The sequence below is a fragment of the Streptomyces sp. NBC_00457 genome (genome assembly GCF_036014015.1).
GTDB lineage: Bacteria > Actinomycetota > Actinomycetes > Streptomycetales > Streptomycetaceae > Streptomyces.
Map to the genome: position 1 here is coordinate 7,569,126 of NZ_CP107905.1, position 14,091 is coordinate 7,583,216.

At 69.7% G+C, this 14,091-nt stretch carries 14 protein-coding genes and 1 pseudogene; 6 read left to right on the forward strand and 9 right to left on the reverse strand.

Going from position 1 to position 14,091, the window contains the following annotated elements:
• Nucleotides 1-44: 44 nt before the first annotated feature.
• Nucleotides 45-563, reverse strand: a complete 519-nt coding sequence (locus OG828_RS34525; RefSeq protein WP_328503369.1) for a GNAT family N-acetyltransferase — start codon at nucleotides 561-563, stop codon at nucleotides 45-47.
• A gap of 98 nt (nucleotides 564-661) precedes the next feature.
• On the opposite strand from OG828_RS34525, the gene OG828_RS34530 reads away from it, so the two are divergent.
• Both OG828_RS34530 and OG828_RS34535 read left to right on the forward strand, forming a co-directional pair.
• Nucleotides 662-1,240, forward strand: a complete 579-nt coding sequence (locus OG828_RS34530) for a hypothetical protein (RefSeq protein WP_328365486.1) — start codon at nucleotides 662-664, stop codon at nucleotides 1,238-1,240.
• 28 nt (nucleotides 1,241-1,268) lie between these two features.
• Nucleotides 1,269-1,571 (forward strand): annotated as a pseudogene (locus OG828_RS34535) (hypothetical protein); the annotation flags it as partial.
• Here OG828_RS34535 and OG828_RS34540 read toward each other — a convergent pair.
• Entirely contained in the window at nucleotides 1,560-1,997 is a 438-nt protein-coding gene (locus OG828_RS34540; protein ID WP_328440916.1) for a J-domain-containing protein, read from the reverse strand. The pseudogene OG828_RS34535 and the gene OG828_RS34540 sit on opposite strands and share 12 nt — an antisense overlap.
• A gap of 81 nt (nucleotides 1,998-2,078) precedes the next feature.
• Here OG828_RS34540 and OG828_RS34545 point away from each other — a divergent pair, with 81 nt between their 5' ends.
• Nucleotides 2,079-2,471 carry a hypothetical protein gene (locus OG828_RS34545; RefSeq protein WP_328365492.1) on the forward strand — a complete coding sequence of 131 codons (393 nt, stop codon included), beginning with the start codon at nucleotides 2,079-2,081 and terminating at the stop codon, nucleotides 2,469-2,471.
• Between the two features lie 14 nt (nucleotides 2,472-2,485).
• Here OG828_RS34545 and OG828_RS34550 read toward each other — a convergent pair whose 3' ends face one another.
• Both OG828_RS34550 and OG828_RS34555 read right to left on the reverse strand, forming a co-directional pair.
• Nucleotides 2,486-3,157 (reverse strand): O-methyltransferase, encoded by a 672-nt coding sequence (locus OG828_RS34550; RefSeq protein ID WP_328503370.1) that lies wholly within the window; start codon nucleotides 3,155-3,157, stop codon nucleotides 2,486-2,488.
• A gap of 92 nt (nucleotides 3,158-3,249) precedes the next feature.
• Nucleotides 3,250-4,410: a DUF2330 domain-containing protein gene (locus OG828_RS34555; protein WP_328503371.1), complete on the reverse strand. Its 1,161-nt coding sequence runs from the start codon at nucleotides 4,408-4,410 to the stop codon at nucleotides 3,250-3,252.
• 205 nt (nucleotides 4,411-4,615) lie between these two features.
• Here OG828_RS34555 and OG828_RS34560 point away from each other — a divergent pair, with 205 nt between their 5' ends.
• Complete coding sequence (locus OG828_RS34560) at nucleotides 4,616-6,655, forward strand: bifunctional glycosyltransferase 87/phosphatase PAP2 family protein (protein ID WP_328503372.1); 2,040 nt, start codon at nucleotides 4,616-4,618, stop codon at nucleotides 6,653-6,655.
• A gap of 13 nt (nucleotides 6,656-6,668) precedes the next feature.
• On the opposite strand, the gene OG828_RS34565 is transcribed toward OG828_RS34560, so the two are convergent.
• From OG828_RS34565 to OG828_RS34575, 3 genes are read right to left on the reverse strand one after another with little or no spacing between them, the layout of a single operon-like run.
• Nucleotides 6,669-7,775, reverse strand: a complete 1,107-nt coding sequence (locus OG828_RS34565; RefSeq protein ID WP_328503373.1) for a ligand-binding sensor domain-containing protein — start codon at nucleotides 7,773-7,775, stop codon at nucleotides 6,669-6,671.
• Entirely contained in the window at nucleotides 7,768-8,622 is an 855-nt protein-coding gene (locus tag OG828_RS34570) for a hypothetical protein (protein WP_328503374.1), read from the reverse strand. The genes OG828_RS34565 and OG828_RS34570 overlap by 8 nt, the downstream gene beginning before the upstream one ends.
• A gap of 3 nt (nucleotides 8,623-8,625) precedes the next feature.
• Nucleotides 8,626-9,018 (reverse strand): ATP-binding protein, encoded by a 393-nt coding sequence (locus OG828_RS34575; RefSeq protein ID WP_328504992.1) that lies wholly within the window; start codon nucleotides 9,016-9,018, stop codon nucleotides 8,626-8,628.
• A 98-nt stretch (nucleotides 9,019-9,116) separates the two neighbouring features.
• Here OG828_RS34575 and OG828_RS34580 point away from each other — a divergent pair, with 98 nt between their 5' ends.
• Complete coding sequence (locus OG828_RS34580; protein ID WP_328503375.1) at nucleotides 9,117-9,965, forward strand: helix-turn-helix domain-containing protein; 849 nt, start codon at nucleotides 9,117-9,119, stop codon at nucleotides 9,963-9,965.
• A complete protein-coding gene (locus OG828_RS34585; protein ID WP_328503376.1) occupies nucleotides 9,925-10,209 on the forward strand; it encodes a DUF397 domain-containing protein in 285 nt (94 codons plus the stop codon). Before OG828_RS34580 ends, OG828_RS34585 begins: the two co-directional genes overlap by 41 nt.
• On the opposite strand, the gene OG828_RS34590 is transcribed toward OG828_RS34585, so the two are convergent.
• Entirely contained in the window at nucleotides 10,196-10,807 is a 612-nt protein-coding gene (locus OG828_RS34590) for a hypothetical protein (RefSeq protein ID WP_328503377.1), read from the reverse strand. The genes OG828_RS34585 and OG828_RS34590 overlap by 14 nt on opposite strands.
• Nucleotides 10,808-11,158: 351 nt before the next feature.
• Complete coding sequence (locus OG828_RS34595) at nucleotides 11,159-14,086, reverse strand: GH92 family glycosyl hydrolase (RefSeq protein ID WP_328503378.1); 2,928 nt, start codon at nucleotides 14,084-14,086, stop codon at nucleotides 11,159-11,161.
• Between the last annotated feature and the right edge of the window lie 5 nt (nucleotides 14,087-14,091).

Consider the following 14,091-nt stretch of genomic DNA (forward strand, 5'->3'; position numbering starts at 1 on the left):
GGCTGCGGGTTCGTCGTGGCTGGTCGCGCAGTTCCCCGCGCCCCTTAGGGCGTGCAGTCACCCTTGAGTTTCTTGCTGAACCAATGCTCGGCGTACGTGTCGTCGTTGTACGGCTCCGTCTCCTCGTAGCCGAGGCGCGTGTAGAGGGTGCGGGCCTCGACCAAGTCGTGGCGGGTGTCCAGGATCATGCGTTCGGCGCCCAGGGCTGCGGCGGCATCCTCCGCGGCCCGCACTAGGAGTGGGGCGCCGCCCTTGCCCCGCATGTCCTCGCGCACGAAGACCCGTTTCAGCTCGGCGGTCGTTGAGTCCAGCAGTCGTATGCCTGCTGTTCCCGCGAGCTCGCCCTCGTATCGGGCAACGAGCAACTGGCCAGTCGGCGGGACGAGTTCGGCGCCCGTATCCGCGGCGATCTCTCGCTCCAGTTCTGCCGGGTCGGTGCGGTGGCCCTCGTGGAGGAGGTACCAGCGGTCGCTGACCTCTGTGTAGTACGCCCGCCAGAGCGCGGCGGCGGTGGGGGAGTCGACGGGTTCGGGGGCGACGGTCCAGGAGGTCATGGCTGTCATTGTCGGGGGCCGCCGTTTGAGGTGGGGGGTTGGGGCAACTCGGGCTGTGGACCGGCTCGTAGGGAGAGTCGGGTGGGTCGAGAACCCGGAAGGCATTCATGTCTGGCGTGATCATCGCTCTGATCGTGATCGTGGCGGTCGCCGTCATCGGCGCGGCCGTCTATCTGACCCTGCGCGGCCGGGGTGCGTTCGGCGGCGGCAGGGATCTCAAGAAGCGCTTCGGGCCCGAGTACGACAGGACCGTGGCCCGGCACGACGGGGACAGGCAGGCCGCCGAGCGCGAGCTGGCCGAGCGGGTGGAGCGGCACGGTGCGCTGCGGGAGCAGCCGCTGGAGCCTGCCGTGCGTGACCAGTACGCGGCCCGCTGGACGGCCGTACAGGAGCACTTCGTCGAATCGCCGCGCGTGGCGGTCACCGAGGCCGATCGGCTGCTGGCCGAGATCGCGGCCGTCCGCGGATTCCCGGACGGCAAGCACTACGACGAACAGCTCGCCGCGCTGTCCGTGCACCACGCGGACCATGTGCACGGCTACCGGCGCATCCACCGCGTCGCGAACGCCAGCGTGGGCACCGACGGCGACGCCCGCGCCGGCACGGAGGAGATGCGGGAGGCCCTGATCGAGGCGCGGAAGCTGTTCGAGGACCTCGTCGACACGCACCAGCTGCAAAGGAGTTGAGGACTTGAAGAACATGCCGGAAGCGACAACCGCGACATCCGCGACAACCCCGCTCCTCCCGCACGACGAGCGTGACAAGCTCACGGAGCGCCTTCAGCACGCGGTCTCCGGATTCGTCGACGCGCCCCGGGCCTCCGTCGAGGAGGTCGACCGGGTGGTCGAGGAGATCACCGGCCGAGTCACCGACTCCCTGACCCAGCGGCGGCGCACCCTGCGCAGGACCTGGCAGTCCGCCGAGGCCGAGGAGTCCGTGGCCAGCACCGACACCGAGCAACTGCGTCTCGCCCTGCGCGACTACCGCGAGCTCGCGGAACGGCTCCTACGCATCTGAGGTATCTGAGTCGACTGAGCCATCCGCCGTTCGGCGCTCCCGCCACTGCCGTGCGACGTCCTCGACGTCGTACGGCTTCATCCCGAGCGGGGGACCGGGCGGCGGCTTGTACATCATTTCGCGGATCTTGACGTTGACGTCCGTGATGATCTTCCGGGCGATCCGCTCCGACGGTGCGACCAGCGCGGACGCCAGCGCGTCCTCCGCCTCCTTGCGCAGCGCGAGGCTCGGCGGCAGCACCGACCATCCCTCGCGGGCCATCTTCTCCTTGATCCACCACAGTTCGTCGTACGTGGTGTCGTAACCCGACGGCAACGGCTTGCCCGCGCCGGGCAGTTGGGCGAACTCGCCGCGCCCCTCGGCGTCTCGGATCTGCTTGTCGACCCAGGACTCGAACGGCACACCCGGTGGCTTTCGCTCGGTCATGAGTCCATTGTGCCGGACGCGGTGGGGCCGGGCGATTTATCATTCGGCGGCCAGGTAGGGACACTTCACGAGGAGCGCGACGTGCTCGAACTCACCATGGCCGCCGTTTCCGCGGCGGACGCGGGCGCCACGGCCGGCATGCTCATGGCCGACTCGCCCAGTGACCCGGGCGCCGTGCTGCGGGTGGGCCGGGACAAGTCGGTGTGCAGGCTGTCGACGCCCGACGACTGGCTGTTCGTCTCCCGGGTCCACCTGGAGTTCCTGTGCGGCCCGGACGGCTCCTGGCAGGTGACCTGGCTGCGCGGCTCGCAGCCCGATCCGTCCTCCGAGGTGCGGCTGACGGTCGGCGAGCATGCGCAGCCGCTGGGCTACGGCGGGACCGTGCCGCTGCCGAGGGGCGGCAGCGGCGAGTTGATCATCGTGGACCGCACCGCCCCCCGCAGCGTCAACGTCGGCTTCTATCACGAGGCCTGAGCGCCGGACAGGCCCTACGCGAGCACGCGCGCCAGCGCGAAACCGTCGTAACCCTTGCTGCCCACCGTCTGGATCGCCGTGCCGCTGAGCCTCGGGTGGGAGCCGATGAGTTCGAGGGCGGCGCGGGTGCCGCGGACGTCCGGGGAGGTGTCGTCGGCGTCGGCGACACGGCCGCCGCGGACGACGTTGTCGACGATGATCAGGCTGCCCGCGCGGGTCAGCTTGAGTGCCCACTCCACGTAGCCCGGGTTGTTGGCCTTGTCGGCGTCGATGAAGACCAGGTCGAAGGGGGCCGGGTTCTCGTCGGCGAGGTGGGGCAGCGAGTCCAGGGCCGGGCCTACCCGCACCTCGACGATCTTGTCGAGGCCCGCGCGGGCGATGTTGCGCGTGGCGACCTCGGCGTGCTTGGGGCTGTACTCGAGCGAGACCAGGCGGCCGTCGGAGGGGAGCGCGCGGGCCAGCCAGATGGTGCTGTAGCCGCCGAGCGTGCCGATCTCCAGGATGGTCCGGGCGCCCTGGATCTCGGCCAGGAGCTGGAGCAGCTTGCCCTGCGGCGCCGTGACGCTGACATGCGGGAGCTCGGCGGCCTCGCTGTCGCGCAGGGCGGCGTGCAGGACGTCGTCGTCCGGTGAGAGGTGGGTGGAGAAGTAGAAGTCGACGTCGTCCCAGCGCTGCGACTCGCTCATGCGCCTGCTGCCTTCCCTAGGGCTGTTCAGAATGAACCACGGGTTTCCATGAACCACGGGTTTCCCTGCCAGTGTGATCCCGGCCCCACGCTTCAGTCGACCGGCCCAGGTGCGTGCGTCGGCATGGGGGGCGCGTCCGGCGGCAGCGGCAGCGGGCGCCGCCTGGAGCGTCGTACGGCGATCAGGACCAGGGCCGTGACGACCGCGCCCACCGCGCCGACGACCGTCAGCAGCCAGGCCGGGATGCCGGCGACCGTGCGCAGGCGGTCCTCGTAGATCACCTGCTGGAAGGCGGTGTCGGCCGGGGCCTGCCGCAGGACGTGGTCGCCGGAGATGGCGGCGGGCCGCGGGAACTCCTGGCCGATGGCGGTGAGGAACGGGGTGCCTTCGGCGAGTTCGGCGAGCGGGCCGGTCCGTGCGGTGACGCGGCCGGCGTGGAGGACGCGGGGGCGGGAGCCGCCGATCGCGGAGGCCGGTTCCATGCGGTGGGCGGCGAGGACGTACAGGCCCAGCGACTGCGGGGTCGCCGCTGTGCGGGACAGGCGCATGGGGTAGACGGGCTCGTCGGCGGCGAAGGTGAGGTGGAGGGGGTCCAGGGCGCCGCTCAGGGGTGCGTCGGCGGTCCTGGGGGTGAGGCGGACCGCCACGTACTCCCAGCGGCGGTCGACGTACGGGTGCAGTTCGCTCTCCAGGCCGGCGGGGAGGGCGAAGCCGTTGGTGTCCAGCCAGTCGCCGAGCGCGTCCGGGTCGCGGGCGGTCAGCCGGGCCACGTCGAACGGGCCGAGGCGCTGGCGGTCGACCACACCGACGTCCTGGGGCGGTCCGGCCCCGGGGCCTCGCGGGGGGCCGCCGGCTCCGTCGCCGGTGACGAGCGGCCAGTCGCCGTCCTGGGGCCAGAAGTGGTGGCGGTCGCGGTGCACGGGGGCCGTCGCGCGGTCCAGCTCGTCGAAGAGCGAGGGGACGCCCAGGCGTACGGTCGCGCGCTGCGGGACCGGCATGATCCAGGCGGCACGCTCGGCGTCACCGGTCACCGTCAGCCGCATCACGATCTGCTCCCGCCGGCCGTCCCAGCTGACGACGGACACTTCCCGGTCGACGGCGACGTTCTGCTGTGCGCCCGGGATCAGCGCGCCGCAGCCGCAGGCGTACGCCGGGGCGAGCAGGGAGGCCGGCTGGAGGGTCAGCACGGCCAGGAGGACGGTGAGGACACGTGCGGTCGCCCATTCCTTTGGTCCAACTGGTCGAACCGCCATGGTCTGTGCCCCTCCCCTTGTGCGACGAACCCGTCGCATTGTGATCCATCTCGCGCCCTGAAGAGGCAACCTCCCCACCCCCGGACTATCGTCTTGCAGACAAAAGAAGAAGAGACGTCAGGTGAAGTGGGGATGGCCTGCGTCCTTCTCCGGGGGCGGTGCGAGCCCCACAGGGTTCGCGAACGGGGCGGGAGGCCGACGAGGCGTGGCGAATGCGGAACACAGCGGGCGACCGGCGGGTGCGTTCGGAGCGACAGCCGTCGGTACGGCCAGGGCACGCCTGCGCGCGGCCCGCCTGGGTCTGTGGCTGGTCGCCGCGATCCTCGCCGTACGGCAGGTGGCCGTCGTCCTCAGCACCCCGCGCGGAGAGCGGCTGACAGACCTCGAGACCTGGGTCGGCGACAACGGCGTCCTGCACGTGAAGGGCTCGCTGTACGACTCGACGCAGTTCACCGGCACCCCCGTGGTCGGTATGGTCCTCAAGCCCCTCACCCGGTCGGCCGAACAGGCGCTCGGCTGGGGCTGGACCTTCGGCACCCTGCTCCTGGTCGTCGCGCTCGGCCTGGTCGTGGCCCGCGCCCTGCCGAAGCCGGTGACCTGGCGGGCCTCCATCCTGGCCGCGCCGGTCGCGATCAGCCTACTGATGCTGTCGCTGCCGGTACGCAACGCCTTCTGGCTCGGGCAGACCGGCATCATCCCCGTCCTGCTCGTCCTGGCCGGCTGCTTCGCGGTCCGCGGCGAGCGCGCCAGCGGCGTCCTGATCGGCCTCGCCGCCGCGCTCCAGCCGACCGTGCTGCTCTTCGCCCCGCTGCTGTGGTTCACCGGCAGACGCCGGGCCGCCCTGTCCACCGGGATCACGTTCGCCGCGTGCACGGCACTCGCATGGGCCGCGATGCCGCACGACTCGTACACCTACTGGGTCCACCACATGGCCGGCGTCGGCCTCGGTGGCGCCGCGGACGACCTCGCCAACCAGTCCCTGCACGGTGCGCTGCTGCGGCTGGGGCTGTCCGGGCCGCTGGAGATCGGCCTGTTCCTGGCGCTCGGCGCGACCGTCGCCGTCCTCGGTCTGCGCCGGGCAGTGCGCTACGCCCGTGACGGCCAGTTGCTCCTCGCGGTCGCGGTCACGGGCTGCACCGCGATCGCGGTCTCCCCGACGACCTGGCAGCACCAGCTCCTGTGGGTGCTCCTCGCGGTCGTCGGCCGGGTCGGCAAGCGGGCCTCGGACCGCTATGTCTGGCCGGTCGCCGTCGTCATCGTGATGACCCTCCCGGCGAAGATGCTGCTGCCGAACATGTCGGCGGTGTACGCGCTGCGCGACAACGTGGTCCTGATCGCCGCCCTGGCCGCCGCCACCGCCATCCCGTTCCTGTCGAGGACATCCCCGTACTACCGCGCACCGATCCCCACAGAGTACGCCGCACCCGTCCCGGCCCGCTTCAAGCGCGTCCCCCTCCTGCCGTTCCTGCGCCGCGTCCTCACCCGCCCGAACCTGCTCCTTGAGCTGCTGCTCATCCGCGTCACCTACGCCGCCTACCAGAAGGTCCGCCTCGCGGCGACCGGCGGCAGCAATGCGGAGGGCCGGGCGACGGCCGAGCACCACGCCGACCAGATCCTGTCGCTCGAGCGGTTCCTGCACATGGACATCGAGCACTGGGCGAACCACGCCGTGGTCAAGGTCGACTGGCTGCGGAACTTCTTCGACTTCTACTACACGTCGTTCCACTTCGTGGTCCCGCTGAGCGTGCTGGCCGTCCTGTACTGGCGCCGCCCGGTCGACTACCGCTGGGCCCGCGCCTCCATCGGCCTCACGACGCTGCTGGCCCTGGTCGGCTTCTGGCTCTACCCGCTCGCCCCGCCCCGCCTGATGCCGGGCCTCGGCATCATCGACACCGTCCACGGCGTCCAGGACTTCTCCAAGCCGGACTACGGCACCCTGACCGCGCTCACCAACCAGTACGCCGCGATGCCGTCGCTGCACTTCGGGTGGTCCCTGTGGTGCGGGCTCGTCATCGCGATCATCGCGCCGAAGTGGTGGATGAAGGGGCTGGGGCTGCTGCATCCGTTCTTCACGCTCACGGCGATCGTCGTCACCGGGAACCACTGGATCCTCGACGCGGTGGGTGGCGCGATGGTGGTCGGTGGCGGGTTCGGGCTGGCGTACGTGTTCCAGGGGCCGCGGGCGCGGATGGTGAAGGAGGCCGCTGTCGGGGAGGAACGGGAGCTGGTGAAACCGGGCGCGTGAAGCGGCGGCGCGGTCACTCGCCGGGCAGTTCCCTTCTGGAGCCGGGGGAGCCGGGCTGCAGGTATCGCCGGGTCAGCTCGGCGATGTCCTGACGGCTCTCGCGCTTGCGGGCCCGGCTGATGCCGCCCGCGTCGGGCGCGTACGGGTACGTGCCGAACCAGAGGTTCCCGTCGCGGTCCTGCATGATCGCCCGCACCAGGTTCTCCACCAGGCCGTTGTCGCGGGTGAACGACTCCCACGCCGTGCCGTCGAAGCGGCTGACGCCCCCTTCGGTGCCGAACCACATCTTGTCGTCCCGGTCGATGAACATCGCGTAGACCCGGTCGTCCACCAGACCGTCCATCATGGTCATCCGGTGCCAACTCCGGCCGTCGTAGACCGAGATGCCGCCGAGCGTGCCGAACCACATCCGGCCCTCGGGGTCCTCGAACATCGAGTACACGCAGTCGTTGATCAGCCCGTCCCGGCGCGTGAACCGCTGCCACGACCGGCCGTCCCAGCGGCCGACGCCGGCGCCGCGTCCGTGCTCGTAGGTCCCCACCCAGATGTGACCGCGCGAGTCCTCGAACACCTTCAGGATCTCCAGGCTCGGCAGGCCGTCCTTCTTGGAGACGGAATGCCAGCTCCGCCCGTCGAACCGGTGCAGACCGCCGCCCGAACTGGTCGCCCGCCAGCACCCCACCCACAGGTTCTGCGCGCGGTCGAAGCGGATGTTCAGGATGCTCTTGCCGGTCAGTCCCGCCTTGACGAACCTGCCGCTCTCGGCGTCGAGGCGGTTCAGCCCGGCGTTCGTCCCCGCCCAGATCGTCCCCTGTGCGTCCTGGCCGAGGCAGGTCACTGCGTCGCTGGCCAGCCCGTGCCGACGGTCGTAGACCCGCCAGGTGCCGTGCTCGTAGAGGGCGAGACCGCCGCCCCAGGTGCCGGCCCAGATGCGTCCGGCGGAGTCCTGGAAGAGGTCGTAGATCCAGTTGTGCGGCAGTCCGTTGGCCGTGGTGAAGGAGTCCCATTCCAGGGTCTCGGCCTGCTCGTCCTCCTTGAGGAACTCCCTCATCAGGTCGCGTACGTCGCTACGGGCCGTCGGCCCGCGGGACGACCAGCGGCGCAGTGATTTGTCATTCATCGGGGGTACCGTCCGATCCGTCGCGTGCGCTGTCGAGGAGTGCTTCCAGCCGGCGGCGGAGCTCCAGCACGTGCTCGGCCTCCTCGTCGATGGCCCGCCGGATCTGCTCGTTGCGCTGCCGCATCCGCAGCCGGGTCTCCTCCGGGTTGTGGACCTCGGCGTCGGTGACGTGCCGCCGGACGGCCCGCAGCCGCTCCTCCAGCCGCCGCGCCGCCGCCCGGTACTCGCCCAGCCGGGCCGCGGCCTCCTCCTGGAGCACGGTCCGCCCGGCGTCGTCCTCCACGCCGATCTCGCCCCGGTACTGGATGACGAGGGCCTCCATGACGACGTAGTCCTTGGCCTTGTACGCGGAGTACGCCACGTCGAAGACCGCGAAGGACGCGTCCGAGGTGTCGGCGTGGACCGAGGGCAGGACGATGCGCTTGAAGTCCCGGACGATGCGTTTGCGCGCGGCGTCGTCCAGTCCGTCGTCGCCGTCGCCCGCACCCGGCTCGTCCTCGGCGTCGGGGACGGCACCATGCCGGGCCGCCTCCGCCGCGTCGTCCGGCTCCGCGGTGAGCACGGCGTGGACGTCGTCCTCGATCTCCTGGGCGCTCTCGTAGCCGTCCCGCTCGATCCGCGTACGGATCCGGTCGAGCTCCGCCTCCAGACGCCTGCGCTGCCCGATGATGTCGTGCAGCTGTTGCGCGGCGTGCAGCACCTGCGCGCTGAACGTGTCCTCGAACTCCCGCATCCGGCCGGACAGTTCGATGTATGTGGCGAGCGCGCGCACGACCTGCTCCCGCACTTCGTTGGTTGCCTGGATCAGAGCCGCGGTGGTCTCAAACCGGGGGACGAGTCTGCTCACGCCCTAACTCAACCGGTCTCCGGTCGGGACCCCTCCCGAAAGCTCGAACCACACGGTCTTCCCACCGTCCGCCCGCCGATCCACGCCCCACTTGTCGACCACCGCATCGAGCAGCACCAGCCCACGCCCGCCCTCCGCCTCCGGCGGCAACTCGCTCCGCACAGACGGCAGTCGGGAGCACCCGTCGGACACCTCCACCCGCACTCCGGCCCCCGCCTGCCGCAGCACCACCAGCTGGCATCGCCGGTCCGGAACATGCCGTACGACATTGGCGACCAGCTCGGTCACGGCCAGTTCGGCCGCGTCCGACAGCTCCGCCATCTCCCACTCGTGCAGCAACGAGCGGACGATACGGCGGATATGGCGAGCCGAGTGTGCGCCGACGGTGAGGCGCATGGCGTACTGGATTGGTTCGTTCACACTACGAGGTTGGCCTGGCGCAACTACTCTGGGCTACCGAACGGATACAACTAGCTCTGCAGTGGGGGCTGTTAGTGACGCACATCAATGTCCTGGATCCCGGGGCCTCACCGCTCGACTACTACGGCTTCGAGCTGCGCCGCCACCGGGAGGTCGCCGGTCTGACGCAGAAGCAGCTCGGGGACATCCTCAACTACACCGGTTCGATGGTCGGCCAGATCGAGACGGCCCGGAAGCTCCCGACGCCGGAGTTCAGCCAGCGGGCGGATGCGGCGCTGGAGACGGGCGGGTTGCTGTACCGGCTGGTCGATCTGGTGCTGCGGAGTCAACTGCCGGCCTGGTTTCAGCAGGTGGCGGAACTGGAGGCGCGGGCGATCGAGATCTGCTCCTTCCAGGACCACATGGTTCTCGGTCTGCTTCAGACCAAGGCTTACGCACGTGCCGTGCTCGGCGCCCTGGACGAGAGCAACCTGGAAGATCGCACCGCTGTACGGCTGGCCCGTCAGCGCCTCTTCGAGAAGTCGGACCCGCCGGTCTTCTGGGCGATCCTCAGTGAGGCGGCCCTATACCAGGGGATCGGCGGCTCCGAGACGATGAGGGGCCAACTAGCCCAACTGTTGTCCTTCGAGAACAACCCTCGGATCAACATCCAGGTGCTGCCGTTCTCGGCGGGGGCGCACGCGGGGTTGACAGGCTCGTTCGACCTCTATCGCTTCGCGAGCGACCCGACCATTGTCTATACCGAGGGGTACGGCAGCGGACATCCGACCGCCAATCCGGACACCGTCAAGGACTGCTCGCTCCGTTACGATCATCTTCAAGCCGCCGCGCTCTCCCTCAGGGATTCGGCGGACCTGATCCGGTGCGTAATGGAGGAACGCTATGGCGAGCAATGCGATTCCGGCAGGGGTCCAGTGGCGTAAGTCCAGCTACAGCAGTGACCAGGGGGGCCAGTGCGTCGAGTGCTCGCCTCTGGGGCCCTTGGCCTGGCGCAAGTCCACACACAGCAGTGACCAAGGCGGCGAGTGCGTAGAGATCGCCGAAGCCCCCACCTGCGTAGCCATCCGCGACTCCAAGAACCCGGCGGGACCGATGCTCACCCTCGATCCCGCCGCGTTCACGACCTTCATCTCCTGGACGTCCGGAGCACTGATCAGGAGCCGATGATGCTGCGTGCCTTGGCAACGCGCTCTCGGGTGCGGGTGACGTCGGCCTCGGTGTAGACGGTGTTGTGACGCACCAGCTCCTGGTAGGTGCGCACAGCTGATTCACCGATCTGTTCGACCACTTCGCGGACATCGGTGATCCCGTCGAGTGCACCGCCACCGATGTCCACCCGTAGGGCCTGAGACCCGAACTCCCGCACCAAGCCTGCACTGAGCAGGACGTAGCGGGATCGGGCGTCGGCGTTCAGGGCAATCCGTTCCTTGGCCAGGGGGTCCGTGAGGCAGGAGTACACGGCGGTGGGACGAGCGTTCGTGGGGTCCAGCCGGCCGTACACCTGGCAGGCCTGGAGCGCGCACAGCCAGGCCATCGAGACTTCGCCGGTCTTCACGCGGAGCTCAGCCAGGTTGTAGTAGACGGAGCCCAATACCGCTTGGTCCTGGTCGCTTTCTCCCGCCTGGGCGACCTTGACCGCATGGTGGCTGGCCTTCCCATAGTGGTGCAGGGCAAGGTCCCACTGGCCGCGAGCGATCGCGTCGTCGCCGAGTCGGATGGCGCCGGTGACCGTCCGTCGTTCACCATTAAGCGATCGCCAGCGCATCGAGCCCCCTCCCCCGCATCGGTGTTGCGGCGAGGCTGCCAAGCAGGATGAGGGGCATCTGTGCATGCACCGCTCTACAGCTGGTCATTTGCCTTCCCTGAGGTAGTTGTGGTCCAGATGCTCACCTTCGGTGCCCGGTCCGGCGGTAGCGCGACAGTAGCGGTACCCCTGGGTGGCAGGTCGGGGTCGTCGGCAGCGCGAGTGTGGTGAATGTGGGTCCCAGCCGCTGCGACGGCCGGCGCCGGTGGTCTGTGCGAGTCATCGGAAGACATCTCGCGGACGATACCGACGCCGGCCCGGGACCGGTCCCAAGTCGCATCCGTCGCTTCGAGCGAGGTTCAGAAACAGCTTTTATGACCCCTGCGTCGCGACGTCGAAGACGTGCATCACCCCCCGATCGCTGCCCTCCGGCAGGAGAACCGCGTCCACGACCTTCCCGGGGGCGAGCGCAGCCGGACTCGTCGCGAACACGCGGAACGTGCCGTCGGTGCTCGGTCCGGCCGTGTTGTTGCGGCCCGTCACGGTGACGAGCGCCGTGTTGCCTGCCGACGCGGGCGCGGCCCAGTCGCCGAGTTCGAGGGGGACCCGCTGAGTCGAGCCGTCCGTGTAGACCACCGTCGCCGTTCCCGCCGCAGGGCCGTTCGTCGCCAGGCCGAGGAAGGAGACGCTGTCGGCCCGTGCGTTCGGCAGGTCGATGCGCTGGCCGTGCGGGATCCAGTTGTCCGGCGTGCCCGGCGCGGTGTCGGGCCAGGTGAACGTGATCCCCGTACCGGCGAGCGGGAGCCGGGCGCCGGGAGACGCACCGGCCGCCGCGAGGCTCTCGCGGGAGAGGGACCAGTCGCTGAGGTCGAGTGAGCCGAGGTCGCCCCGCCCGTCGGGGGTCGTACCGGCGTTGTTGCGCGCGTCGGTGCCGTCGGCGTAGGAGGGCGGCACGTCGCCGGCACCGGTGCCCCATGTCCCCGGAGTGGCCGCCATCGAGAAGTCGAGCGTGCCCCCGGAGCGCACGAACCCCGCATCGATCCAAGTCGCGCTCTGCGCCGCCCGGTTGACGCGCAGCCCGGTGGTGTACCGCTTCCCGTCCTCGACGCCCTTGGCCCTGATCCTGATGTCCCGGCGGTCCACGCCCACGGGATCGATGGTGATCCTCTCGAACATCGGCGCGCTGACGACGAGGTCACCGGTGCCGTAGATCGTCGGGGACACACCGAGGTGGGCGAAGACGTACCACGCGCTCAGCGAACCCTGGTCGTCGTTGCCCGGCAGGCCGGACGGCGAGGTGTCGTACAGCTCCTCAACCGCTCGGTACAGCACGTCCGTTGTCTTCTCGGGTGCCCGCAGCCAGTTGTAGACCCAGGGGGTGCTGAACGCCGGCTGGTTGGAGAGGTAGTTCCCGGTCTGGGTGTACGCGCCCGCGTCCAGCTGCTCCATCAGGACGTCGAGCGCCGCCGTCGACGCCTCGATCCCGCCGCGCTTCTCGATGAGCGCCGCGAGATTGTGCGGGACGAGCCAGCCGTACTGGTAGCCGGTGGACTGGTTGAACTGGCCGCGCCCCGCGCCGTCCTCACGTACCCGCAGGTCGAAGTTCCGGTCGAAGCCGGTGCGTTCGCGCGGGCGGATGTGCCGGGTCTGCGGATCGAAGACGTTCATCCAGTTCTGGGCACGCGCCATGAAGACGTCGTACGACCGCTTGTCGCCGAGCCGCTGGGCCAGCTGGGCGATCGCGAAGTCGTCGATGGAGTACTCCAGGACCCGTGAGGTCGCGAAGTCACCCTTGCGGTTCTCGATCATCCCGGTGGCGAGGTACTGGTAGCCGTCCGTGCGGGTCGTCCGCGTCGCCGGGAGCCGCTGCGTGGAGACCATGGACTTCAGCGCGGCCTCGCGGTCGTAGTCGGTCGCCCCCATGTCGTCGAGGGTCGACACGATCACCTGGAGGTTGTCCCCCTGCATACGGGCCGCTCCAGGCGCCCAGGAGCCCGTCTGCCGGGTGAGCTGCACGATCGACTGGTTGATGTCGCTCGCGACCTTCGGGAACGTGAGCCCGATGAGCTGCGCCTGGCTGCGGTACATGTCCCAGCCGGAGCCCGCGAAGTTCTTGTAGAAGTGACGGCCGCGCTCGACGGTGTGGACCTTGTTGTCGTAGCCGAGGTACTCGCCGTTCACGTCGTCGCGGATGTTCGGGTGCAGGAAGGCGTGGTAGAGGGCCGTGTAGAACGTCGTACGCCGCTCGTCGGTGCCGCCGTCGACGTCGATCGTGCCGAGCGCGTCCTTCCACAGGCGTGCCGCCCGGTCCCGGACCGTGCCGAAGCCCGCCCTGCCGACTTCCCGGTCACGGTTCTCGGCGGCGTTCTCGACGCTGACGTAGCTGAGGCCGGTCTTCGAGGTCACCTTGGCGCCGTCGGCGAAGGTGATCCAGGCGCCGGTGTCGTGCCGGTAGTCGACGCCCACGTCGTCCGTGCTCTTCAGGACGTGCGTCGCGCCGGCGGTCATCGCGCCGTCCTTCCAGACGCCGTACGACGCGAAGTCCCTGTCGTACGTGGTCGAGAAGTACGCCTTGTAGTAGTTGCCGTTGTCGCACACGTCGACGCCGTACGTCCATCCGCTCACGGTGCGGGTCTCGGGGTCGATCGTCACCTCGCTGCCGAAGGTGCGGTTGTTCGGCCCCGACACGTCGAGGAGGAGCGTCGAATCGCCGCTCCTGGGGAAGTCGAAGGTGCTCACGGACGTGCGCGCGCTCGCCGTGAGTCCGGCGGTGACGCCGTTGTCCAGGTCGACCGAGTAGTAGCCGGGTTCGGCGGTCTCGTTCGCGTGGTCGAAGCCGAGGTAGTAGTCCTTGATGTTCGTCGAGGGATCGACCGGCAGGACATCGTTGTCGAGGTTTCCGGCGAAGGGGATCACCGGGAACTCGTAGCCGCCGTAGCGGCCCGTGCAGCCGGAGCCCGAGTACCGCGTCATGCCGAATCCGCGGATGAGGTCGGCCGTGTATTCGTACCCGCCCTTCTCACCGACGAGCGCCGGGCCCGGCTTGTACGTGGTCGGGCTCGACTGCACCATCCCGAACGGCACCGCGGCGCCCGGGTAGGTGTTGCCGTACGCGTCGTTGCTCTTGTTCTGGGTCGTGTCCATCTCGGTGCCGATGAACTGGTCGACGGCCTCGAAGGGCGCGAGCTCCGAGGCCGCGGCGGTCGGGGCGGCGACGAGCGACGTCGACAGCAGTGCGGCCAGGGAGCAGGCCGCGCGCACGGGCAGGCGCCACGTGCGCGCGGATTTCCGGAAGGGCATGCGCG